Origin of the sequence: Aquimarina sp. Aq78, from assembly GCF_900299525.1 — a bacterium.
GTDB lineage: Bacteria > Bacteroidota > Bacteroidia > Flavobacteriales > Flavobacteriaceae > Aquimarina.
The window spans coordinates 26,839-50,813 of record NZ_OMKA01000032.1 but is presented as its reverse complement, the minus strand read 5'-3'; the positions used below and the strand labels follow the sequence as shown (position 1 = coordinate 50,813).

The window sequence follows — 23,975 nt, the reverse complement described above, 5'->3', positions numbered from 1 at the left end:
AAAAAAATGATGCTCATGCGTACTGTTTTTATCATTTCTTTACTGTTCTTATTAGGTGCTTCTTGTAAGAAAACGCCAAAGGATACTACCCCACTCACCGTAATGTATCTGGCTCCTCAAAATATTGAATACGCTTCAGGGTTTACTATTAAAAATCGTGAAAACTATAAAGAAATTAAGGTTACAACACCCTGGCCGGATGCAAAAGAAGAATTTACATATATTTTACACCCAAAAGGAACAGAAAAACCATTTAAATCTCCAAATGCAATATTTATAGAAGTGCCTATAGAAAGGGTTGTTGTAACCTCTACTACAGATATTCCAATGTTAGAGTATATGAATCTTGAAGAGAAATTAGTAGGATTTCCTCATACAGATTATATTTCTTCTGAAAAAACACGTGCTTTAATTAGTAATGGTGCTATAAAAGAACTTGGCAAAGAATGGAATTTAAACACAGAAGTTGTTCTTGAACTTTCTCCCGAACTAATTATTGGGTTTTCATCTTCAGGAGATACAAAGGCCTATGACCTGATTCAAAAAACTGGGATTCCTGTTGTGATAAATGGCTCGTGGATGGAAGAACATCCACTAGGTAGAGCAGAATGGATAAAATTTATTGCGGCTTTCTTTGGGAAAGAAAAAATGGCAGAAGATATTTTCCAAAACATTAAAAAAGAATATAACGACGCAACTGTTTTAGCTCAAAACACAACTTCTTCTCCAACAATTTTATCTGGTAATATGTATAAAGACATTTGGTATGTTCCTGGCGGAAATAGCTTTGTTGCAAAATTTCTGAAAGATGCTAACACTACATATTTATGGAGAGACGTTAAAAAAACTGGAAGCCTTAGGTTAAGTTTTGAAAGCGTACTTGAAAAGGCTCAAAATGCTGAACTATGGATAGGATCTGGAAATTCTAAATCTCTTGGTGAACTAAAACAAAAGAATCATCAATATGTTTTATTCGATGCCTTTAAAAATAAAGCCGTATATTCTTCAACATTAAAGATGGGTTCAAAAGGAGGATTAATATATTATGAATTAGGACCTATGCGGCCAGACTTAATCTTAAAAGATATTATTAAAATTGCACACCCTGAATTATTAATCGATTATGAACCCTATTTTTTTGAAAAACTAAATTAATTGACCCCAACTAAATCATATAAACGTGTTTTTATAAGTATTATCGTGCTTTTATTAATTTGTTTTATTGCAAATATAAGCCTAGGCTCAGTATTTATTCCGTGGCTGGATACGTTAAGTAGCCTCGTAGGAGGAGCTGTTGAAAAAGAATCCTGGAGGCATATCATTATAGATTATAGATTACCAAAAGCACTCACTGCCATAATTGTCGGTAGTGGACTTGGAGTTTCAGGATTACTGATGCAAACCCTGTTTAGAAATCCATTGGCAGGTCCTTTTGTCCTCGGCATAAGCTCTGGAGCAAGTCTAGGGGTAGCACTATTGATACTAGGAAGTGCATTTACCGGAGTTGCAGTATCTACTTTTTTAATTTCAAAATGGGGATTGGTTATTGCTGCCAGTCTAGGTAGTATATTAGTTCTATTTGCAGTTATGCTTGTTTCTATTAGGGTGAGAGATACAATGGCAATACTTATTATCGGACTTATGTTCGGAAGTATTACAGCAGCTATAGTGAGTGTATTGGCCTACTTTGCACCTGCCGATCAATTACAGCGATATATTTTTTGGGGATTTGGAAGCTTAGGCAATCTCACCTGGTATGACGTACTTATATTTTCTGGTATATCACTATTAGGAATGTTATTATCCATCCTTGCCATAAAACCTCTAAATACACTACTCCTGGGCGAAAACTATGCTCGTAGTCTTGGGCTAAACATCAAGACAAGCCGTTTTCTTATTATTGTTGCTACGGGATTATTGGCCGGTAGCATTACTGCCTTTGCCGGACCAATTGCCTTTATTGGTTTAGCTGTACCTCATCTTACAAGGCAACTATTTCATACCTCTAATCATAAAACATTAATCCCTGCTGTAATACTACTAGGAAGCATTATTATGCTGGTGTGTGATAGTATCGCACAGTTGCCATCCAGTGAATACACACTTCCTATTAATGCTATTACTTCGCTAATTGGTGCTCCTGTAGTCATCTGGTTATTGGTTCGAAAACGAAAAATGTTATTTTAATACTCGTTTTATCATTTGGTAGAGCATATTTTTATGCAGGTTCCCTCTACCCTACAATATAAAACTTACATTTTAAAACCTTATCTTTAAAGTAAAAGTATACATCAATGAAATCATCCGAATATCTAGAAGGAATCCAAAAACAGTTTGCTTATTATAAATCTCTGGGAGAAAAAACAATAGATCAAATCCCTGAAGAGAAGCTTTTTTGGCAATATAACAACGAGAGTAATAGCATAGCCATTATTGTAAAACATCTCTGGGGTAATATGAAATCCCGTTGGACCGATTTTTTAACTACAGATGGAGAAAAAGAATGGAGGCAACGTGATGCCGAATTTGAAAACGACATTAAATCTAAAGAAGATCTTCTAACCAAATGGGATGATGGATGGCAATGCCTTTTTGAAGCACTAGATAGTATCGATCAAAATAATTTTAACCAGCCTATTTATATTCGTAATATAGAACATAGTATTACTGAAGCGATCAACAGACAATTAGCGCATTATTCGTATCATATAGGACAAATCGTATTTCTCGGGAAAATGATTGCTAGTGAGCAATGGCAAAGTTTATCTATCCCAAAAGGAAAATCTAAAGCTTATAATCAAAAACGCTTTGCTAAACCCAAGCATAAAGCACATTATACAGATAAGCTCATGAAAGATGGCACTAATTAATTATTCCGAATTCATAAAATAGTCAATAACTCCCTTTGGTTTGTTAATAACTATGGTTTTCTCAATACCAAATCCCAAACAGATTACGATTATATTTGCGTAAAACTGTACGTAATTAGTCACACATATATATGAAATGAGCCATGGCAACTACATTGATTCTTACCTACCTCACGGTAGATCGGTTGAAATGATTATTGGCAAATTCCATACTGATCTGTATCAGCACAAATTCTGACAACCAAAAAATAATAAAGAAAAACAGATGAAATTTATAGTATCCAGTTCTTACTTACTTAAGCAACTACAGGTATTAGGAGGGGTAATTAGTAATAGCAATACATTACCAATTTTAGATAACTTTTTGTTCGAATTAGACAATAATGCATTAACTGTATCTGCCTCTGATTTAGAGACCACCATGTCTGCAAAATTAGAAGTAGAATCTTCTGATCAGGGAACTATTGCAGTACCAGCTAAATTATTGTTAGAAACCCTTAAAACTTTTCCTGAGCAACCTTTAACTTTTGTCGCTGCAGATAATAATACAATAGAGATAAGTTCTAATCATGGTAAATATGCCTTGGCTTATGCTAACGGTGAGGAGTTTCCCAAAGCAGTAGAATTAGAAGATCCCAGTTCTACAAATTTACTTGGAGATATTCTAGCCACAGCAGTAAGCAAAACTATTTTTGCAACTGGTAATGATGATTTAAGACCAGTAATGAGTGGTGTGTTTTTTCAATTCTCTACAGAAGGTTTAACTTTTGTTGCTACCGATGCCCATAAATTGGTTAAATATACTAGAGAAGATATCAAAGCTTCTCAAGCCGCAGAGTTTATTATGCCTAAAAAACCATTGAACTTACTTAAAGGGATTTTGGCAGGTAGTGATAGTGAAGTACTGATCGAATACAATGAATCTAATGCAAAATTCTCTTTTGATGAAACACAATTAATCTGTAGGTTAATTGATGGTAAATACCCTAATTATGAAGCGGTAATACCAAAAGAGAATCCTAATAAATTAACTATAGCCCGTACACAGTTTTTAAATTCTGTTCGTAGGGTTTCTATTTTCTCTAATAAAACAACACACCAGATTAGATTAAAGATTGCCGGAGCAGAATTAAATATATCTGCAGAAGATATCGATTATTCTAACAAAGCTGAAGAACGTTTAACATGTGATTACCAAGGTGATGATATGCAAATTGGTTTTAACTCTCGCTTTTTAAGTGAAATGCTTAATAATCTTAATGCAGATGAAGTACAACTGGAAATGTCATTACCTAATAGAGCAGGGATTCTTACTCCAATCGATGGATTAGACGAAGGAGAGCACGTGACCATGCTGGTAATGCCTGTGATGTTGAATAATTAAGATCATAAAAATTACTTATATTTAAAAATCCAATCCTATTAATAGGATTGGATTTTTATTTTTAATGAGTATCAGAAATAGCTTCTTAGCTTCTTAAAAAAGTAAAACTTACTCTCCAAAATACCTGGAAAAATCAGATTCTGCTGCGATATATCCAAAAGAGCTTCGTGATTTACCTTCCAGAATTTCCTGCAAGATTACTCTTGCTTTCTCTTTGTTCCCATTATAAAAAAACCAATTGGCAATCCCATACCGAGTTGCATCATCCTGAGGCGCATCTTTTCCTATTTGTAACGAATCGATTGTGATCTTCCCTTTATAAAATCTACAAAGATTATAATAACTTGTATTCTCGATAATCGTCATATTATTCGTTATCGAATCTAATAACTCCCTCGCAAGATCTTCATTCCCCATTCTTCTTTGAATCATGTATAGCCAGTTTGTACTCGAGACTGTATTATCATCATTAGATCTTAAATTTCTACAATTAAGATAAGCCTGATGCGCTTTTTTCATATCATTTTTTAAATAATATGCTAAGCCCAGGTGATACCATATGTTTCCATGCAAGCTACTTACAGGAATATTCATTGCATTAGGTAATCCATCAGGTTCAATATTGTTTTCCTTTCCTTCTATCAATGTCGTTGCAAACTCCAAATCATGTATTGCTTTATCAAATTCTCGTATTGAAACATAACGATGTCCTCTATGTCTGTATAACCGAGCCTCGTTAGGGTGCTTTTTAATTCCATTAGAATAAATTTCTATGGCTTCTTTATACTTCCCTAAATATGCAGTTCTTCTTCCATACCAGATAATATTATCTATATTATCCGAATCTGCCAGGAAATCCTGTTTTGCTTTTTCATATTGATTGCTCATTTTTTGCGAAAGCGATGTAATTGCATCTTTTTTATCTACTCGTTCTACAGAAGACTTTTCTTCCTCTTTTATTACATCAGTTGTTTTTTGTTTTTTACAAGAGAAACACAACACTAGTATTAAAGAAGAAATCAGGATTAACTTATGAGTATGCATAGCCTAAATGGTTTAATTTGAATCCAATATAAGAAAACTTGTTAAGGTTATTTAAAATAAAAATAGCTATTCTAATCTTTTATATACATTTACAATTACCGGTAACATCTAATTCTTCAACACATATGATTATGACTCGATGTATCATTACAACCACTCTGCTTTTTTTTATCTTTTCCTCTACTGCACAACAGTTACAAGACAGTGAACTGGATAAACTCTCACTCACCTATGCCAAAACTTCTTTTAATGAATTGGTTGAGCTTTTGAGCCTACCTAACGATGCTCATTATCCAAAAGACATAGAAAAAAATATAAAGTGGTGTGAAAAAGCATTTAAAGACCGTGGATTTACATCCAAACGTCTCACAACAGAAAAAATTCCCTTGCTATTAGCCGGTAGACAACATAAAGGCGCAAAAAAAACAGTATTGATTTACCTGCAAGTAGATGGACAACCTGTTGATACTACCAAATGGTTTCAGGAAAACCCATATAAAGCAGTACTAAAAGAACAAGATGATGTTAAAAAATGGAACACTATCCCATTGGATAAATTAAATGGTAAAATTAATCCTGACTGGAGAATTTTTGCCCGATCAACATCTGATGCCAAAGGACCGGTTGTTATGTTTCTTAAAGCAATGGATATTATTAACGACTTTAAGTATGAACCTAACTACAATATTAAAGTCATTATGGATTTTGAGGAAGAAATTAGTTCTCCCAGATTGCCCAAAGCTGTAATAGATTACAAAAAGGAATTAGCCTCGGATATGCTAGTCATTTTTGATGGTCCTAGACATATTTCTAATCAACCGACACTGGCATATGGTGCAAGAGGAATAACAACATTATCTCTCGAGGTTTTTGGTCCCAGAGCACCACAACATAGTGGTCATTATGGCAACTATGTGCCCAATCCGGCATTACGCCTTTCTCAATTATTAGGATCGATGATGCAAGAAGACGGAAGAGTTGCTATACCAGGTTGGTATGATGGAATCGAAATATCAGAAGAGACAAAAAATATCCTAAATCAAGTTCCCGACGACGAAAAAATAATCAGGAAAAAGCTAGGCATCGCTTCAATAGATAATATTGCAGATACTTATCAAGAATCTATACAATATCCTTCTTTAGGTATTTTGGGAATGCAATCGGGTTGGGTAGGTACTAAAAGACGAACAATAATACCTTCTAGTGCTATCGCAGAAATGAATATAAGACTTGTTAAAGAAACCGATGCACAACATATGGTTGATATGGTAAAACAACATATTTTAGATCAGGGATATCATATTATAAATACCACTCCTACTGAAGATGAGAGGATGAAATATTCAAAAATCATTCGTTTTAACTATCAAATTGCTTACGATGCTTTTAGAACCGATTTTAATACTGAAATTGGAAAATGGTTAAGAAAAGCAATGACAAGAGCTTTTGGTAAAGTTCCTGTACAAATTCGTACTGGTGGAGGTTCTATTCCTATTTCACCGTTTGTAAATACCCTAAATATTCCTGCTGTTATTGTGCCTACAGTAAACAAAGATAATAATCAACATAGCCCTAATGAAAATATCAGGCTTGGTAATTATATCGAAGGTATTAAAACAATTACTGCGATATTAACACAAAAACTGTAACATTACATCAATAAAATTCTTGCAAATGATTAGCATTCCTGCCATAGATGATTATTCCTTATCAGGAAAGGTTTACCCTTGTGAGGGAATCGTCGATAAAAATAAAGTATTGATTATAAATTCTGCTACAGCTGTAGATAAAAAATTATATCATCACTATGCTACTTACATGGCAAAAAATGGATATCAGGTAATTACTTATGATTATAGAGGGATAGCAGGCTCAAGACCAAAAAAACTTAGTGGTTTTAAGGCTTCTTTTACAGATTGGGGACAAAAAGATTTTTCTGGAGTGATTGATTATGCTAAAAAGGAGTTTCCAAATCACAAAATAGTAACTCTTGGCCATAGCATTGGAGGGACAATTATAGGAATGACCGAAAGGAGTGATCAAATTAGTGGAATTATTAATATTGGTGCGCAAACAGCATATTATAAGGACTGGTCTAAGAATCAAAGAACTAAAATCTACTTTTTATGGCATATTATTTTTCCTATGATTACAAATCTATTTGGTTATTTTCCGGGAAAAAAGTTAGGATTATTAGAAGATGTTCCTAAAGGTGTAATTGAGCAATGGAACAATAGAAGACGGCATGCTGATATGAAAAAGCAAATGGAAGCTATTGGCATTACCTTTTATTATAATACCTGTACATCAAAACTTCTAACTCTTGGTGTAGAGGATGATCCTATAGGAACAAGGCCTGCCATTACCAGGATACATGAACTATTTGAAAAATCGGATAAAGAAATCAGAATGATACAACTCCATGAAATCCCCATAGACAAAATAGGTCATTTTGGTTTTTTTAGTAGGAAATTTAAGCATACCCTTTGGGCTAAAACATTAATCTGGTTTGATGCAATATAGATAAACTCTCCCTGTTTAATTTTTATATTTCTTCTATTTTTTATGAATCATTTCTTCACTATTAATTGTAAAAAAAACAAAGAACTATGACAAATCGCATTTTTTTTAACTAAAAAAGTCAATATTTTTAAAACCACCGCTGATCATAAGATCATATCGGCATCTTTTTATAACTAATTATAGTGAGTACGATATCTGTAATATTCACCATAATCACAATACGCATTATTATGGGAGAGCACAATGTTCATAGTAGTACTGATCAAAGAAACCGAGCCGAATTTATAAAACATTTACTTGATGATATCAAAGCTCTGGAAATCATGATAGAGCAAGATTTAATCGAAAAAGATATTGTTCGTATCGGCGCAGAACAAGAATTTTGTCTCGTTAATAATAATTGGAGGCCCGCAAAAAATGCAGAAGAAATTCTAAGAGCAATTAATGATGCTCATTTTACAACAGAATTGGCAAAATATAATCTGGAGATCAATCTGGATCCTTTAGAGCTTAAGAAAGATTGCTTTTCTAAAGTTGAAAATGAATTAAATCAATTACTTACCAAAGCTAAAATCACAGCTGCTCAATTTGATACCAAAATAGTACTTACTGGTATTTTACCAACTATTAGAAAACGTCATCTAGAATTAGAATATATGACCTCTAACCCTAGATATTCTGCTTTGAATGATATTCTGCGAACTCAAAGAGGTACAGATTTTGAGCTTCATATTAGAAACGTGGATGAATTGAGTATACATCATGAATCTGTACTTTTTGAAGCTTGCAATACCAGTTTCCAAATGCATCTTCAGATTCCTCCTCAGGATTTTGTCTCTAGCTATAATTGGGCGCAGGCAATATCGGCCCCTGTTCTTGGGCTATGTACAAATTCACCTTTATTATTTGGAAGAGAGTTATGGAGTGAAACCCGAATTGCATTGTTTCGTCAGAGTATGGATATCAGAAGCTCTTCTTATGCTTTAAAAGACCGTAGAGCCAGAGTAAGCTTTAGTAATGAATGGGCATCAGGATCTGTTGTAGAGATTTTTAAAAATGATATTGCACAGCACAAAGTTGTTTTATCACGTGATATAACTGCAAATTCACTTTCAGAATTAAAAAAAGGGAATATCCCAAAATTACAAGCACTTTCCTTACACAATGGTACTGTATATCGATGGAATCGTCCTTGCTATGGTGTTGGAGGAGGAAAAGCGCATGTTAGAATCGAAAATCGTTATATTCCATCAGGACCGACTACTCTTGATGAAATTGCAAATTTTGCTTTCTGGGCCGGGTTGATGATTGGGCGTCCATCAAAGTTTGATGATATGTCAAAATGCATGGATTTTAGAGACGCTAAAGGAAATTTTATAAAAGCAGCCCGAAGCGGAAAAGATGCCATTTTAAATTGGATGGGGAATCCTATTTCTATCCAAGATCTGGTAATAAAAGAACTATTACCTATAGCTCATTCTGGTTTAGAAAAGGCGAATGTAGCTCCTAACGACATAGAGCGATTTTTGCAAATCATAGAAAAACGAGCAAAAGGTATCACAGCATCAGACTGGAATATCAGAAGCTATCGTTCATTTCAAAAAAACATGAAAAGAGATGATGCGCTAAGAACATTAACCGAAACCATATATCAAAACCAGCAGAGTGAATTACCAGGTCATGAATGGCCAATACTCAAAACTAAACCATCAAAAAAATACAAAGAAGCATCATTGGTTGGACATATCATGTCTACCAAATTGTTTACCGTTGACAAATACGATTTGGCAAGCCTGGCTACAAGCATAATGAAATGGAAAAATATTCATCATGTTCCTGTAGAAAATAAACCGGGAAAACTTTGCGGGTTATTAACCTGGAATCATGTAAAAAATATTCAGGATCAGAAAAAAAATAACGAAAACTCTATTGTATCCGACATTATGATAAAAAAAGTAATAACGGTTCAGCCAAAAACTACCATATTAAAAGCTATTCAAATAATGAAGAAACATGAGATTGGCTGTCTCCCGGTGGTTCAAAAACAAGATCTCGTAGGGATTATTACTATAAAAGACATAATAGCATTCGACCATGGTAAAAGTTTATAGTAAAGCACTAGATCAATCTATTGAAATTGAACGTATAATAGGACATATAAAAGGGTCACAACCTGGCCCTACTCTTATTTTTATTGCGGGTATTCATGGCAATGAACCTGCCGGAATATTTGCACTACACAAGGTATTAAACGTTATAAAAAACAAGAAGATAAATATAAAGGGAAATATTTACGCAATAAGTGGCAATCTACCTGCATTAGCAAAAGGTGAGCGATACCAAGAAGAAGATCTAAATCGTTTGTGGAACATCGATAGAGTTAAAGATTTGTCTAAGCAACACAATGATTTTGATACAAATATCGATATAGAACAACAACGTGATATCTATCACATTATCAAAAAAATACTTAATATTGAAAATGGTCCATTTTATTTTATGGATCTTCATACAACTTCAAGCAAAACGATACCTTTTCTTACAGTAAACGATAGCTTGCTTAATAGAAAATATACCATGCAATATCCCATACCTATGATATTAGGTATAGAAGAATACCTTGATGGTCCATTACTAAGTTATATTAATGAATTAGGGTATGTGTCTTTTGGTTTTGAAGGTGGACAACATGACGATCCGGCTGCAATTCAAAATCATATTTCATTTATCTACCTTACTATGATTTTTGCTAATAGTATCACAAAAACAGATATTAGTTATAATTATCATTATAATCTTCTACTTAAAGGTTCAGAAGCTCCTATGGGAATTTATGAAATCTATTGGCGCTACCAAATTAAAGAAGACGAAGTCTTTAAAATGAAACCCGGATTTGTCAATTTTCAGCATATCCAAAAAGGAGAACAACTTGCTCATAGTAATGGAAAAATAATAACAGCTTCAAAAAATGGCAGAATATTTATGCCGCTATATCAAAATCAAGGTAATGATGGTTTTTTTGCAATTCATAGTGTACATCCGATATTTTTAAAGCTGTCAACAATCCTTCGTAAAACACATTTTGATAATATAATTACTATTCTTCCAGGTGTTCATTGGGCTTCAAATAAAAAAAATGAACTTACAGTTAATCTTAAGATTGCTCGTTTTTTCACAAAACAGTTCTTTCATCTTTTGGGGTACCGAAGTAAACAGGTAGACAAAACACACTTAAGCTTAAAAAACAGAGAAAGCGCTTCAAAAAATAGAGAATATCGTTATACTTCATGGAGTAAAAGCAGAAATTTATTGAGTAAGACTTTTAATCAATAGTAATTGAATTAAGTATAATAACCTCTTCTTTCTAAAATTATAAAGTTTATTGATCTGTGTTAAAAACATCATGAAATTAAATAGTTAACGTTACTTTTGAATCACAATTTTACAAACAAAAAAATAATGAATATTACTCTAGAACAAGCCGAAAAAATTATTGTCGCTGCAAAAGAAAAAGCAATAGCTATACAGACACAAATGAATATCGCAATAGTAGATTCTGGGGCAAATCTTATTGCCTTCGCTCGTATGGATCAAGCATGGTTAGGCTCTACAGATATTTCAATTAAGAAAGCGAGAACTGCCTGTCTTTTTGGTAAAAACACTGGTGTTATTGGAGAGCTTTCGCAACCAGGAGGCCCTCTATACAATATAGAACATTCTAATGGCGGATTAATTACTTTTCCTGGTGGTGTTCCTATTAAAAACAATTCGGGAGATATAATAGGAGCTATTGGAGTAAGTGGTAGCAGCATAGAAAACGATCATGCCGTAGCCGAAGCTGGCACTACAGCATTAAGTACGTATGCCTAATTAAAATACTACCACCTATAAGAAAATTAAACAATCCATTTTTTTGCGCAAAAGTACATGAAGAGATTATTAAGTTATCTATGGCCATTTACCAAAGAAATTCCTTCAAAAATTAACGGAACATTAGAACTCACATGGATGAACGGTAAAAAAGTACTGGATAGTCAAAATGCAAATTACTCCTACGGATCGTTACAAAAATTACTTAGCTACGGACTTTCGCAAATAGATATTTCTACCAATAGTGAAACTCTTTTACTAGGACTTGGGGGTGGGAGTATAATAGAAACCCTTAGGAATACATTTGATCATCACGGAAAAATTACGGCTGTAGAAATTGATGAAATGGTTATTGAAATCGCTAAAAACGAATTTAATATAACCGGTAATCACAATCTCGAAATCAATTGTGAAGATGCTTTTTTCTATGTCGATCATTGTGTATCGCAATTTGAAATTATAATCATCGATATTTTTATCGATAATCAAGTTCCTGAAAAGTTTTATGAAAGTCAATTCTGGAAAAACCTCATTCCTTTATTAAAACCTGATGGACAAATCGTGTTTAATGCCGGAATTAATTTGAAAGAAAACATCAAAATCGAATCTCTTAAATCCATAGTTAAACCCGATATCGAATTTTCACAACACAATCAGGTTCAAGGAGCCAATACACTACTAATCGGGAAGAAAAGATCAAGAGATAAAGGTTAAAAATTACAATATCTATTTTTGTTAATTCAATAAAATTATAATTATAGGCTTCTATATTAATATTACATCAAAATGACTAAACAAGAGCTAAAAGACTGCCATCAAAGCATTACTCCCTATATTCACAAAACTCCTGTACTTACTTCGAGGTTGCTTAATGAGATTTCTGGAGCAGAGTTATATTTTAAATGTGAAAATTTTCAGCGTATGGGAGCATTCAAGATGAGAGGTGCTGCCCATGCTATTTTAAGATTATCTGAGGATCAAAAATCTAAAGGTGTCGTAACACATTCTTCTGGTAATTTTGCACAAGCTTTGTCGTTGGCTGCACAAAGTATAGGCATCAAGGCCTATATCGTAATGCCATCTAATGCTCCACAGGTTAAAAAAGATGCAGTAAAAGGATATGGAGGTGAAATCATTGAATGCCCTCCTACTCTTGAAGATCGAGAACAAACTGCCATTCAAATTCAACAAGAAAAAGGTGCCACATTTTTGCATCCATCAAATGATCTAAATGTAATTTTAGGTCAGGGTACTGCTGCCTTAGAGCTATTAGAAGAGTATCCAGATCTCGAATATCTTTTTACTCCGGTTGGTGGTGGTGGACTTATTGCAGGAACCGCTTTGGCAGCTCACTTCTATGGTAATCAATGTATCGTGATAGGAGGCGAACCTTATGAAGTTGATGATGCATATCGGTCTTTACAAAGTGGTAAAATTGAAACTAATGAAACCATAAATACTATTGCAGACGGGCTCAAAACACAGCTAGGAGATGTTAATTTCCCTATTCTTCAAAAATATGTTTCAGAAATCATTAGAGTTGAAGAACAAGAAATTATTGCAGCAATGAAATTGATATGGGAACGTATGAAAATCGTTATAGAACCATCTTCTGCTGTTTCTTTTGCAGCTTTACTTCATAATAAAGAACGTTTTAAAGGTAAAAAAGTTGGGATTATCATCTCGGGAGGTAACGTAGATTTAGGGAATCTTCCGTTTTCTTAATATTAAAATATCCATAATAACATTTCCCCTGAAAACAGTGTACTCTTGCATAACATTTATGTATTACATTTATAATAAATTATGTGCTCTATAAAACAAATATTGTGAAAGCAAATACCCTTCTTTTATTTACTATTTTGATTTGTTGCCTCTCATGTAACACTAATAAAAATTCAAAAGAAACTATTAGCCAATCAAAAAACAGCAATGAGATTACCGCTACTCATAGTCAGGATAATAAAATTAGTACCATAAAAGCAACCGTTTTATCTGTTGAAGAAGTTTTAATCATGCCCGATGATTACCTTACAACGGTTCTCACTGCTAAAACAAGTACTAATGACACCTTGGCATTTGTAGATATGGACGGTTTTGAAAAACTGGTCAATACAGAAATTACTATCTCTTATCAACTAAAATCAAATCAGAAAAAATTAATAGTTTGTTTTGATTGCACTTCATATTCTAAACCCATTAAGTTAGCGAATATCACATCAACTGCACCCTTGATCGAATTCAAACTATTAAGGTTAAAAGAATATCAGAAAGATGAATTTATCACTACTGCCTCATCGTTTATCATGAATACTAAAGATGATAAAGTTGAACGTTTTTACACCAACATATTTGATCTAATTGAAGATAGTACTAAGATGAAAAGTTCATTTTTTAATTATGGGGTTGTAACAGAATATACTCCCGAACTACTCAATCGTGATGAATTACAGTTATTATTAGAATAGATATTTACTTCTTCAAAAAAAAGTAGAAACAATTTTCTAAAATGGTAATCATTTTTTAGAAATCTACTCTTCTAAAACATATTATCATTTTTTTAACACCTTCTAGAAAACCCTTTAGAATCAATTGCTAACACGCTAAAACTACTAATTAATTAGTCGAACTACTAATTAATTAGTTGCAAAACTAAAAGATTAGTAGTAGGTTTGCTTTATAAAATTGATACTATGCAAAAATTAGCCAAAAGAGAAGAACAGATTATGCAAAGTCTGTGGAAGTTGGAAAAAGCATTTATAAAAGAGATCATAGAAGAGCTTTCTGATCCTAAACCACATTATAATACTACTGCTACTATCGTAAAAATTTTAGAAGAAAAAGGGTTTATAAGTCATGTAGCTTACGGAAACAGTTTTCAATATTATCCCTTAGTATCAAAAGATGAGTACCAAAAGGAAGTCTTGGGCGAAGTAATGCACAATTATTTTGACAATTCTCCTTTGGCTTTGGTTAAATTCTTTGCCAAAGAAGAGAAAATAAATACCGACGAATTAGAGGAAATAATTCAACTGATAAAAAACAAGAAATAATGGACTATATCATACATAGCTCGGCATTAATAGGATTATCATATATTATATATAGATTTTTTCTTTCTAAAGAGACCTTTTACCATTTAAACAGATGGGTATTATTATCATTGGTGATACTTTCGTTCACTTTACCTTTTATTACGGTTCCCGAAAATTTATCATTTAAAAGTGCTCTATTTCAAGAAGCAGAAATGCAACCATCAAATTCTCTAATTACAGACCATAAAACACCAGAAGTAAGTACAAAAATTGAAGACACATCAACTATAGATACTTCTAGTATTAGTACTACTTCGATTAGTAAATCTTTAGATTGGGGATCAATTCTGCTGTACATATATGTGTTAGGTATATTGGTATTTGGTATTCATTTCATCATTCAATTGGGAGTTCTATTATATCGTATTTCTAAATACCCTACCGTAGAAGTTGATGATTATAAAATTGTCGAAACCGATAAAAAACATGCTCCTTACTCGTTTTGGAATCGGATATTTATGAATCCCAGTCAATACAATCCTGATACGTATTTACAAATCCTAAAACACGAACAAGTACATATCAAAGGTAAACATAGTGTCGATATGTTATTAGTTGAGTTATTGGTGATGATGCAGTGGTTTAATCCTTTTGCCTGGTTATACCGCAGAGCCATCGATAACAATCTAGAATACCTAACCGACAATAACATGCTTAATATAGGTGAGGACAGAGAAGTTTATCAAATGAATCTTCTAAAAGTCTCCACCCCAAATATGCCAACAGGTTTGGCGACAAGTTACAATCAATCATTTCTCAAAAAACGAATACTCATGATGAATTCTAAAAAATCAACATCAAAATCAGGGTGGAAATACCTAATCATTATTCCACTACTCGCCATCACCGTGTTTTCTTTTAATCCGGTAAAGCCAAATGAAATACTGGTAAATTATGATAAAGAATCTATGGATCCAACTGTAGATTTTAGAAAAGAATCTATATCATCCAGTGCCCAAAATGACTTTACCAAAGGAGTTTGGGATGCCGAAGTTGGAGGAGGTAAATTATGTATTATGTACCGAAGTGCTGAGCCTCTTAAACGAAATTTCTGGTCTATGACAAGATGTTATGATCCAATTTATTTTAAAGATTTCCCTACTGGAGATCGACAACAATTTAAAATTACCAAAGATGCAGGAACTATAACCTATGTTGGTCAGTTTGATAACAAAATTGGTGATGGAAGGTATACTTTTGTTCCTAATGAAACTTTTATTAAATCACTTAAAGCCTATGGGTTACGAGTAGACAACAAAGATTTAATTCATTGTTTCCTTACTGGTTTTGACAACAATTACCTTAGTTATCTGAAGCGTGAAAATCTAAAAATAGATCAAGATGATTTTGAAGATATTATTCATAAATCACTTCCGCTTGATAAGCTAAAAATGTATCGAAAAGAACTTGCCAGATTAGGCTATGAGAATTATACAATGGAAGAGGTTAGTAAACTTAATTTGTTCGATGTTGATGTTGCCTATATTTCATTCATCAATACATTAAACGGTAATAAAACATCTTTAAAAAAGATTACAAAAGCTAAAATCCATAATGTATCCTCTGAATTTATTAAATCATATCAAAATAACGGTTATGGTAACCTATCTCTTGATGATTATATGAAATTAAAAATTCACGATGTGACTCCAGATTTTATTGAATCATTTAAAAAGGCCGGACATACAAATATTACTGTAAGAGAAGCCAAAAACCTTAAAATTCATAACGTTACTCCGGTATATATAAATAATTTTAAGAAAGCTGGATACCCAAATATTACTTTACAGGAGGCAAAGAAACTCAAAATTCATGGGGTAACTCCAGAACTTATAAAGGCATATAAAAAAGCTGGGCAAAAAAATATTTCGTTACAAGAAGCTATAAAATTAAAGATTCATGATATCACACCGGGCCAGGTAAAAACAGCTAAAGGTTTTTCTTCTTCTAAAAGCAAAAGAGATCAAAATACGCTGTCGAGTTCTACCAATAGCCGTGGTGCCTCACAAGATGATCAACAAACGCCAAATGATTTTATTAGACAATTTAAACAACTTGGTTATGACAATGTACCTATTGATGATATCATCAAATTAAAAATACACAATGTAACGCCAGAATTTATCAAAATGTTCAATAAGGCTGGCTACAATAACATTCCTTTGGATGATATAGTTGCTTTAAAAATTCATAGTGTGACACCTGATTTTATTGATTCGTTTAAAAAAGCTGGATACAAAAACGTCTCTTTAGATGAGGCAAAATCATTAAAAATACATAACGTATCTCCTAATGCTGCTTCAGAATATGTAAAAATAGGATATCCTAATATCTCTATAAGCAAATTAATATCTCTTAAAATTCATAATGTATCTCCAGAATATATTAAGGAGTTTAAAAAGACACAATTTGGTGATCTTCCACTAGATGATATCATGTCATTTAAAATTCATAGGGTCACTCCAGAGTTTGTACAATCTTTTAAAGATATAGGATTTAAAAATATAACAGCTGACCAAGCAAAGAGTCTTAAAATCCATAATGTTACACCAGAGTTTATAAAATCTTTAAAAGAACAGGACAAAGATATTTCGCTAGAACAAGCCATCAGAATCAAAATTCATTTTTAAATATTTATAGTAAGCTAGCCAAAATTCAATCAATCAAAAAACGGGAATGGTTATTAATTCCATTCCCTTTTGCCAATAATCTGATAATCACTCTGTAGCGTTAAATCATTTTAAGAGTTTTCAATTATTATTAAAGCAATACAAATAAAAATGGATAGGATTTACTGGGTAGTACTGATAAGCTTCTTGAGCATGTATATGGTTACAGGAAGAGCGCAGGAGTCCATAGTTTATCAACCTGAACAAATGCAGGCTGACTTAGAAAAATTTAAAACGGCACTCATTAAAGTTCACCCTGGAACTTATACGCATCAAAACCACGAAGAGTTTAATCAAATGATAAACGATTTGATGTTGCGAACTTCCAAACCAATGGAAGCCAAGGCATTTTATAGAATTGTTCTTCAATTGATAGCGAATATACATGATGGACATACACAAGCATATACATTCGGTAAACTCGGAAGTGTTATCAATAGTCAAAAAAGACTCCCCTTTCAAGTATATATTAAGGATGAACGTATTTTTATAGTGAAAAATCTTAGCTCTATAGAAATTCCCGAAGGATCCGAAATCTTATCTATTGATAGCAACTTGAGTAATGAGATTATTTTTGACATTTTAGCACATTATTCTTCTGATGGAGAAAGTCAAAACGGTATGCAACATTGGTTAGGAGGGCCATACAAACCCTTTTACAGACTCTATCCCGAGATATTTGAGGAACAACCTACATATAACCTTGTGTATAGAGACTATAAAACCAAGAGAATCATAAAAACAAAAATTGAGGCAATTTCAAAAGAAGTTTATGAAACTAGAGAATCTAAGAAATATCTCCCAGAAACAGTGCCGGAAAAAGCATTTAACTTTGAGATAAATAAGGAAGAAAATTATGCTTATCTAAAAATAAGTCGATTTATAAAAGATGGTTTTGATGAACCCGAGAACACTTATCCTGATTTTTACAAACAATGTTTCAAGAAAATTTCTGATAAAAATATTAAAAACCTAATAATCGATTTAAGAAACAATGGAGGTGGAAAAGCAAGTAATGCAGCTTACCTGCTTCAATATTTTATTAACCAACCCATCACTCCTGCAAAAGAGATAGTGACTTTGGTAGATGATAAGTACTTTATGGAAATAACTGGCAACTCATCTAATTTGGATGAATCTTTTGGGTTAAAACGAAAAAAAGACGGTACTTTCAAGGTAACAAAACATGAATCACTACGTGATTTGATGAATTATGATCCAATTGAAGAGTATCGTTATAAAAGAAGGCTGATTGTTCTGATCAATGGCGGTACCACTTCGGCTGCTGGTATTGCGGCAGGCTTACTAAAGGAATATACAAATGCAAACTTCGTTGGAACAGAAACCTATGGATATGCAGGTATTAGCAACGGTGTGCGCCAAATTTCTATCAAAGGAGATCATACCGAAACAGCAATCTATTTACCTTTACTACATGCAAAGTATACTATAGATGAACATATCCAGAAAAGAAGCGTTGTCCCAGATTATAATGTATCAAACTCTATACAAGATATTCTAGAGAGTAATGATGCTGTTCTGGAATTTGCATTGAAAAAACTATTGCCGCCAATGTATAAAAATTAATAAAACGGTTTTTAGTTAACTTCTTTCTCAACATCTAAAATTGAATATTTAAATACATATAATACACTAATCAAAATTCAATCAATCAAAAAACAGGAATGGCTCTATGACCATTACCCATGCTAAAATATTTGACAATCGATGAGCTCAATTGAAGATAAAACTAACATGATAAAAATTAAATTGAAAAAATTAAGGTCTAAATCGTGCTAAAAACTAAGGCTAAAAAACATACCGTTTGGCAGCAAAACATATAAGTAATTTCTGATTTTTCATCTCAATTAATTACCTGTTTGCTAAGGCTCATTTTCCTGCGGAAAATTTACATCTCATACTAATTTCAAAAATTTTTATACTAACCGTTAACAACAATTAATAAAAACAGATTATGAAAAAATATTTATTATTATTCCTTCTTTCTTTTTCTATTTGCTCATTTGGACAGCCTAAAGAAAGCCAAGCAATAGACAACCTCTTTTCGGAATGGAATAAACCTGATGTTCCAGGGGGTGCCATAGGGATTATTAAAAATGGTAAGCTGATTTATTCAAATGGATATGGAATTGGTAACTTGGAACACAACATAGAAATAACTCCTTCATCTGTTTTTTATATTGGTTCTGTTTCTAAGCAGTTTGTAACATTTAGTATTTTACTTCTCGAAGAACAAGGGAAGCTAAACTTAGATGATAGAATTCAAAAATACCTTCCTGATTTTCCAGAATATGATACTCCTTTGACTATTAGACATTTTATACATCATACGAGTGGTGTTAGAGATTATTTTACCCTTATGTATTTAAAAGGTAGAAACTATCTTGACGATACAAATACAGATGAGATCTATGGACTTATAAAAAAACAGGAAGAGCTAAATTTTTTGTCAGGAGAAAAACATTTATACAGCAATTCTTGCTATTTCATGTTGGCGATGATTGTAGAAAAAGTGGCTGGTCAATCCCTAAAAATATTTGCACATGAGAATATTTTCCAGCCTCTAGGTATGAAAAATACACTTTTTTACGATGATAATACTGATCTGATTAAAAATCGTGTTTTCAGTTATAACAGAAAAAGTAATGGAGAGGGATTTAATAATTTAATTATGAGATTTGACCTTGTTGGCTCTGGTGGAATATATTCAAACATAGAGGACTTGTTTTTATGGGATCAGAACTTTTATAATAATAAACTTGGAAAAGGAGGACAAGAAATTATTGAAAGAATGCATGAAGAAGGGCTTTTAAATAATGGAGAAAGTAGTGGATATGCTTTTGCATTGAACAACGGAATTTATAAGGGATTAAAAACTGTGAGCCATGGCGGGGCCCTTGCTGGTTATCAAGCACAATTAATACGATTTCCTAAACAGAAGTTTTCTGTAATTATATTAGCCAACAGAGATGACGCAAACCCAACGCGTAAATCCTTTCAAATCACTGATATGTTTCTTAAAGAAAATTTCATAAATGATGAAGTTGAAAACCAAGGTAAAAAAGTCAATAATAAGCAAGGATTTGTCCATTTAAAAACTAACGATCTTGAAAAGTTCTCTGGACATTATTGGAACGATGAAGGTTCGTATACTAGAAAGCTTTATGTAAAGAATGACACTCTAAGATATTATAGGTCTGAGACTAATGAAAGTGACTTAATTCCTATCAGTAAGCATGAGTTCAAAATGATTAATGTTGGATCTGATGTACTGGTGAAATTTGACAAAAATGAACAAGGAAATTACACTATGTTTTTTAGTGTAAACGGAGGAAAGGCGATAATTTCAAAAGAATATCACCCCAAAAATTATACTAATGAGGAATTAATTGATTTTGTAGGTACCTATTATAGCAAAGAATTAGATATTAATTACACATTAAAAATAAAAAATAAATTGTTGGTACTTTATATAAATGAAATCGAAATTTCACCTCTCAATTCGATTATGGTGAACCTTTTCTCTAATGAAGAATATGGCGTTTTTCATTTTAAGACAGACGGTTATGGTAAAGTTTCAGGCTTTAGATTGAACACCGGAAGAGTAACAAATTTGAAATTTCAAAAGAAATAATATGCGGTAACATTGGTAATCGCTATACAAATTTATAATTTGTTATAAAACGACTCGTTTTTAAGCCTCTTACTAGAGGCTTTTTTTATTTCTTTTCGTATTACGATAAGATTTTCAAGATCTTTATATTGAAGCAAAAGAGGTCATAAAAAGCAAATTCTATAGATTTAAAAACCATTATAGATGCTGCTCCACTATTAACAAGAGTGTAAATATAACCGTATCTGAATAATGTATAAATTAATCTTTTAGTATTCAGACAAGGTTATATTTATACTCTCTATGATAATTATTATAGAGCCATCTTAATTAAAATTATGAAGGTATTTAAATAATAAACACTCTTTAGGTTAGCTTGTTAATTCCCATAAGCCCAAGTGATAGCCGTTCTATCATCTCTCGACCATCCAGGTGTTGAACTGAATCTCCAATTACATGTATATATTGAGCTTTTCATGACAGAGCCACAATTATTACTTTGATGATAAGCTACACCATTAGTACCTGGTATATGACCTCCATAAGTTTGATCAGAATGATGGTAACCAATATTATGCCCTAATTCATGTATTAACAAAGCCATTGTAGATTCATCACCTGGATGAGGTTTAGCTGTATTTACTCTCATCCATGAGCCAACATTTCCTCTACCATCAGGTAACAGAGCTCTTGCCCATGCGCCTTCATTAGAGTTATACCAAGATCCTACCAAAATATCTGCACTCGATCTATTATAAGTTCTACTTATATTAATATTACGGCTTGAAACACTCCAATGCCAAGCAGCCCAGGAAAGTGCGTACTCTAAGTTTCTTGGATAGTTATTTTCAACATAATACCTAATATCTCTGGAATTACTATAGTATACTCCAACTCCACCAAAAAACCATCGGTTTTTCTCCTGAATACTTCCTTTTTTAGGTGGGTTTGCGTCTCTATTACTTTTTAATGCAAAAGGAATCATCATGTCACCTTGCATAAAAGCTTCATCCTTAAAATTTGGTATAAGATCTTCTTTAGAAAATCCTCTTTCAATTAAATAATCTAAAGTAGCTGTAGCTTCTTTAGACAATGGTCGTTCTTCTTGATTCAAATCTTCCTGATCTAAACCATCATTTTGACAACTAACACATAGCAAAATAGTGGTCAAAAAAATACTGAGTTTGAATTTGTGTGTTAACATAATTATATAGTTTAAAATTACTATTGAAAATTATATAATTATTTAACATAAAAATTACATTATATTACCATATCATAATACAAAACTTGCTGATTTTCAATTAATAATGTTAAAACTATAAACAAAACCACATTTCTGGTTATTTATAATCCTTAATCATTCACTTTGCACCACTCACTAAATGACAAATTTAAGGAGTATCTCATACTTTTTATACCCTAGGTAAATCTCCTTCTCCTTTAAGTGGCAGATTAGACGATCCCATCAAATAGGTATCTATATGATATGCAGCTTGTCTACCTTCTGCAATTGCCCAAACAATTAAAGATTGTCCTCTACGGGTATCACCTGCAGCAAAAACCCCTTTTACATTAGTTGCATAATTTTCTTCACTTGCCTTGATATTAGTTCTTGCATCCATATCAATTCCTAATTGCTCTGCAATAGTAGGGTCTGACCCCGTAAATCCCAATGCTAATAATGCTAATTCGCATTTCCACTCCTTCTCTGTACCCAGGATTTCTTTTAAGGTAAAACGGCCATTTTCTTTTACCCATTCTACTTCGGTAGTGACTAAACCTTTTAGATTTCCGTTTTCATCTCCTAAAAACTCTTTGGTTGAGATACTCCAATTACGAGTTACTCCTTCTTGATGGGATGAGCTTGTGCGTAAACGCATTGGCCAAAATGGCCAGGGTTGATTTGAAGGACGTTCTATAGTTCCTTTACCCATAATCTCAAAATTAGTCACAGAAGTTGCATCCTGCCGTATAGAGGTACCAATACAGTCTGATCCGGTATCTCCACCTCCAATTACTATTACATCTTTTCCTGTAGCCAGGATTTCTTCTCCCAAATCTTTTACTCCATCTACTCTTCTATTATTTTGGGGCAAAAAATCCATTGCCTGCACTACTCCATTAAGATTAGTCCCTTTAACTGGTAAATTGCGACGAACTGTAGCTCCTGTACACAATACTACAGCATCAAAATCAGCTTTTAACTGATCTGCTTTGATCTCTTTTCCTATATGAGCATTCGTTTTAAAAATAATACCTTCTTTTTCTAAAATAGTAATACGACGATCAATCACATATTTTTCCATTTTAAAATCAGGAATACCATAGCGTAGCAATCCTCCCACTTTTTCATCTCTTTCAAAAACGGTTACCAAATGTCCGGCACGGTTTAATTGTTGCGCAGTTGCTAATCCAGCGGGACCAGATCCAATTACAGCTACTGTCTTACCTGTTCTTTCGCTTGGGGGATTAGCCTTAATCCAATTGTTTTTAAAAGCTTGTTCTACGATATTTTTTTCTATATTCTCAATACTTACAGGGTCTTCATTAATACCTAACACACAAGCTTCTTCACATGGTGCCGGACATAATCTCCCTGTGAACTCAGGGAAATTATTGGTTGAATGCAGAATTTCTGCTGCTTTTTTCCATCTACCACGATACACCGCATCATTAAAATCAGGAATCAGATTACCCAACGGGCATCCACTATGACAAAATGGTATCCCACAATCCATACAACGTGCTCCTTGATTTTTGAGCTTTTTCTCAGGCATTCCAACAGTAAATTCTTTATACCCTTTGATACGATCTTTTACCGGTTCGCATTGTTCTATCTCTCTTTCAAATTCTAAAAATCCAGTTATCTTTCCCATGTTCAAT

The 23,975-nt window shown here is 32.9% G+C and carries 19 protein-coding genes; 16 read left to right on the top strand and 3 right to left on the bottom strand.

What is annotated here, in order from left to right; genetic code table 11:
• Window positions 1-15: 15 nt before the first annotated feature.
• From DG435_RS24880 to dnaN, 4 genes are all read left to right on the top strand, one after another.
• Window positions 16-1,155, top strand: a complete 1,140-nt coding sequence (locus tag DG435_RS24880) for an ABC transporter substrate-binding protein (protein ID WP_159025592.1) — start codon at window positions 16-18, stop codon at window positions 1,153-1,155.
• Window positions 1,156-2,187, top strand: coding sequence for an iron ABC transporter permease (locus DG435_RS24875; RefSeq protein ID WP_106792797.1), 1,032 nt, complete (start codon window positions 1,156-1,158; stop codon window positions 2,185-2,187).
• 107 nt (window positions 2,188-2,294) lie between these two features.
• Entirely contained in the window at window positions 2,295-2,870 is a 576-nt protein-coding gene (locus tag DG435_RS24870) for a DUF1572 family protein (protein ID WP_106792798.1), read from the top strand.
• Between the two features lie 265 nt (window positions 2,871-3,135).
• A complete protein-coding gene (gene dnaN / locus DG435_RS24865) occupies window positions 3,136-4,254 on the top strand; it encodes a DNA polymerase III subunit beta (protein ID WP_106792799.1) in 1,119 nt (372 codons plus the stop codon).
• Between the two features lie 108 nt (window positions 4,255-4,362).
• On the opposite strand, the gene DG435_RS24860 is transcribed toward dnaN, so the two are convergent.
• The gene (locus DG435_RS24860; protein WP_106792800.1) at window positions 4,363-5,298 is read right to left on the bottom strand and encodes a hypothetical protein; all 936 of its coding nucleotides are present in this window, start codon (window positions 5,296-5,298) and stop codon (window positions 4,363-4,365) included.
• A gap of 131 nt (window positions 5,299-5,429) precedes the next feature.
• Here DG435_RS24860 and DG435_RS24855 point away from each other — a divergent pair, with 131 nt between their 5' ends.
• The 12 genes from DG435_RS24855 (at window position 5,430) to DG435_RS24800 (ending at window position 21,110) form a co-directional block, all read left to right on the top strand.
• Entirely contained in the window at window positions 5,430-6,947 is a 1,518-nt protein-coding gene (locus DG435_RS24855; protein WP_234387101.1) for a M20/M25/M40 family metallo-hydrolase, read from the top strand.
• Window positions 6,948-6,972: 25 nt separating this feature from the next.
• Window positions 6,973-7,821, top strand: coding sequence for an alpha/beta fold hydrolase (locus DG435_RS24850; protein WP_106792802.1), 849 nt, complete (start codon window positions 6,973-6,975; stop codon window positions 7,819-7,821).
• 230 nt (window positions 7,822-8,051) lie between these two features.
• The gene (locus DG435_RS24845; protein ID WP_106792803.1) at window positions 8,052-9,932 is read left to right on the top strand and encodes a CBS domain-containing protein; all 1,881 of its coding nucleotides are present in this window, start codon (window positions 8,052-8,054) and stop codon (window positions 9,930-9,932) included.
• Window positions 9,916-11,154 (top strand): succinylglutamate desuccinylase/aspartoacylase family protein, encoded by a 1,239-nt coding sequence (locus tag DG435_RS24840; protein ID WP_106792804.1) that lies wholly within the window; start codon window positions 9,916-9,918, stop codon window positions 11,152-11,154. The genes DG435_RS24845 and DG435_RS24840 overlap by 17 nt, the downstream gene beginning before the upstream one ends.
• A 126-nt stretch (window positions 11,155-11,280) precedes the next feature.
• Window positions 11,281-11,691, top strand: coding sequence for a heme-binding protein (locus tag DG435_RS24835; RefSeq protein ID WP_106792805.1), 411 nt, complete (start codon window positions 11,281-11,283; stop codon window positions 11,689-11,691).
• A 57-nt stretch (window positions 11,692-11,748) separates the two neighbouring features.
• Complete coding sequence (locus DG435_RS24830) at window positions 11,749-12,405, top strand: methyltransferase domain-containing protein (protein ID WP_106792806.1); 657 nt, start codon at window positions 11,749-11,751, stop codon at window positions 12,403-12,405.
• Window positions 12,406-12,477: 72 nt separating this feature from the next.
• Window positions 12,478-13,416, top strand: a complete 939-nt coding sequence (locus tag DG435_RS24825) for a threonine/serine dehydratase (RefSeq protein WP_106792807.1) — start codon at window positions 12,478-12,480, stop codon at window positions 13,414-13,416.
• Between the two features lie 104 nt (window positions 13,417-13,520).
• On the top strand, window positions 13,521-14,159 hold the full coding sequence (locus tag DG435_RS24820) for a hypothetical protein (RefSeq protein ID WP_106792808.1): 639 nt from the start codon (window positions 13,521-13,523) through the stop codon (window positions 14,157-14,159).
• Window positions 14,160-14,384: 225 nt separating this feature from the next.
• Window positions 14,385-14,744 carry a BlaI/MecI/CopY family transcriptional regulator gene (locus DG435_RS24815; RefSeq protein ID WP_101449495.1) on the top strand — a complete coding sequence of 120 codons (360 nt, stop codon included), beginning with the start codon at window positions 14,385-14,387 and terminating at the stop codon, window positions 14,742-14,744.
• Window positions 14,744-17,416 carry a M56 family metallopeptidase gene (locus DG435_RS24810; protein WP_106792809.1) on the top strand — a complete coding sequence of 891 codons (2,673 nt, stop codon included), beginning with the start codon at window positions 14,744-14,746 and terminating at the stop codon, window positions 17,414-17,416. Before DG435_RS24815 ends, DG435_RS24810 begins: the two co-directional genes overlap by 1 nt.
• Before the next feature lie 150 nt (window positions 17,417-17,566).
• Window positions 17,567-19,042: a S41 family peptidase gene (locus tag DG435_RS24805; protein WP_106792810.1), complete on the top strand. Its 1,476-nt coding sequence runs from the start codon at window positions 17,567-17,569 to the stop codon at window positions 19,040-19,042.
• 388 nt (window positions 19,043-19,430) lie between these two features.
• Entirely contained in the window at window positions 19,431-21,110 is a 1,680-nt protein-coding gene (locus DG435_RS24800; protein WP_106792811.1) for a serine hydrolase, read from the top strand.
• A gap of 358 nt (window positions 21,111-21,468) precedes the next feature.
• Here the strand turns inward: DG435_RS24800 and DG435_RS24795 are convergent, their stop codons facing one another.
• Complete coding sequence (locus DG435_RS24795; RefSeq protein WP_106792812.1) at window positions 21,469-22,293, bottom strand: hypothetical protein; 825 nt, start codon at window positions 22,291-22,293, stop codon at window positions 21,469-21,471.
• A gap of 211 nt (window positions 22,294-22,504) precedes the next feature.
• A complete protein-coding gene (locus DG435_RS24790; protein WP_106792813.1) occupies window positions 22,505-23,968 on the bottom strand; it encodes a glutamate synthase subunit beta in 1,464 nt (487 codons plus the stop codon).
• Window positions 23,969-23,975: the final 7 nt, after the last annotated feature.

Coding starts and splice junctions, on each gene's coding strand:
- DG435_RS24880 (WP_159025592.1), top strand. CDS start 16: ATGCGTACTGTTTTTATCATTTCTTTACTGTTCTTATTAGGTGCTTCT.
- DG435_RS24870 (WP_106792798.1), top strand. CDS start 2,295: ATGAAATCATCCGAATATCTAGAAGGAATCCAAAAACAGTTTGCTTAT.
- dnaN (WP_106792799.1), top strand. CDS start 3,136: ATGAAATTTATAGTATCCAGTTCTTACTTACTTAAGCAACTACAGGTA.
- DG435_RS24860 (WP_106792800.1), bottom strand. CDS start 5,298: ATGCATACTCATAAGTTAATCCTGATTTCTTCTTTAATACTAGTGTTG.
- DG435_RS24855 (WP_234387101.1), top strand. CDS start 5,430: ATGACTCGATGTATCATTACAACCACTCTGCTTTTTTTTATCTTTTCC.
- DG435_RS24850 (WP_106792802.1), top strand. CDS start 6,973: ATGATTAGCATTCCTGCCATAGATGATTATTCCTTATCAGGAAAGGTT.
- DG435_RS24845 (WP_106792803.1), top strand. CDS start 8,052: ATGGGAGAGCACAATGTTCATAGTAGTACTGATCAAAGAAACCGAGCC.
- DG435_RS24840 (WP_106792804.1), top strand. CDS start 9,916: ATGGTAAAAGTTTATAGTAAAGCACTAGATCAATCTATTGAAATTGAA.
- DG435_RS24835 (WP_106792805.1), top strand. CDS start 11,281: ATGAATATTACTCTAGAACAAGCCGAAAAAATTATTGTCGCTGCAAAA.
- DG435_RS24830 (WP_106792806.1), top strand. CDS start 11,749: ATGAAGAGATTATTAAGTTATCTATGGCCATTTACCAAAGAAATTCCT.
- DG435_RS24825 (WP_106792807.1), top strand. CDS start 12,478: ATGACTAAACAAGAGCTAAAAGACTGCCATCAAAGCATTACTCCCTAT.
- DG435_RS24815 (WP_101449495.1), top strand. CDS start 14,385: ATGCAAAAATTAGCCAAAAGAGAAGAACAGATTATGCAAAGTCTGTGG.
- DG435_RS24810 (WP_106792809.1), top strand. CDS start 14,744: ATGGACTATATCATACATAGCTCGGCATTAATAGGATTATCATATATT.
- DG435_RS24805 (WP_106792810.1), top strand. CDS start 17,567: ATGGATAGGATTTACTGGGTAGTACTGATAAGCTTCTTGAGCATGTAT.
- DG435_RS24800 (WP_106792811.1), top strand. CDS start 19,431: ATGAAAAAATATTTATTATTATTCCTTCTTTCTTTTTCTATTTGCTCA.
- DG435_RS24795 (WP_106792812.1), bottom strand. CDS start 22,293: ATGTTAACACACAAATTCAAACTCAGTATTTTTTTGACCACTATTTTG.
- DG435_RS24790 (WP_106792813.1), bottom strand. CDS start 23,968: ATGGGAAAGATAACTGGATTTTTAGAATTTGAAAGAGAGATAGAACAA.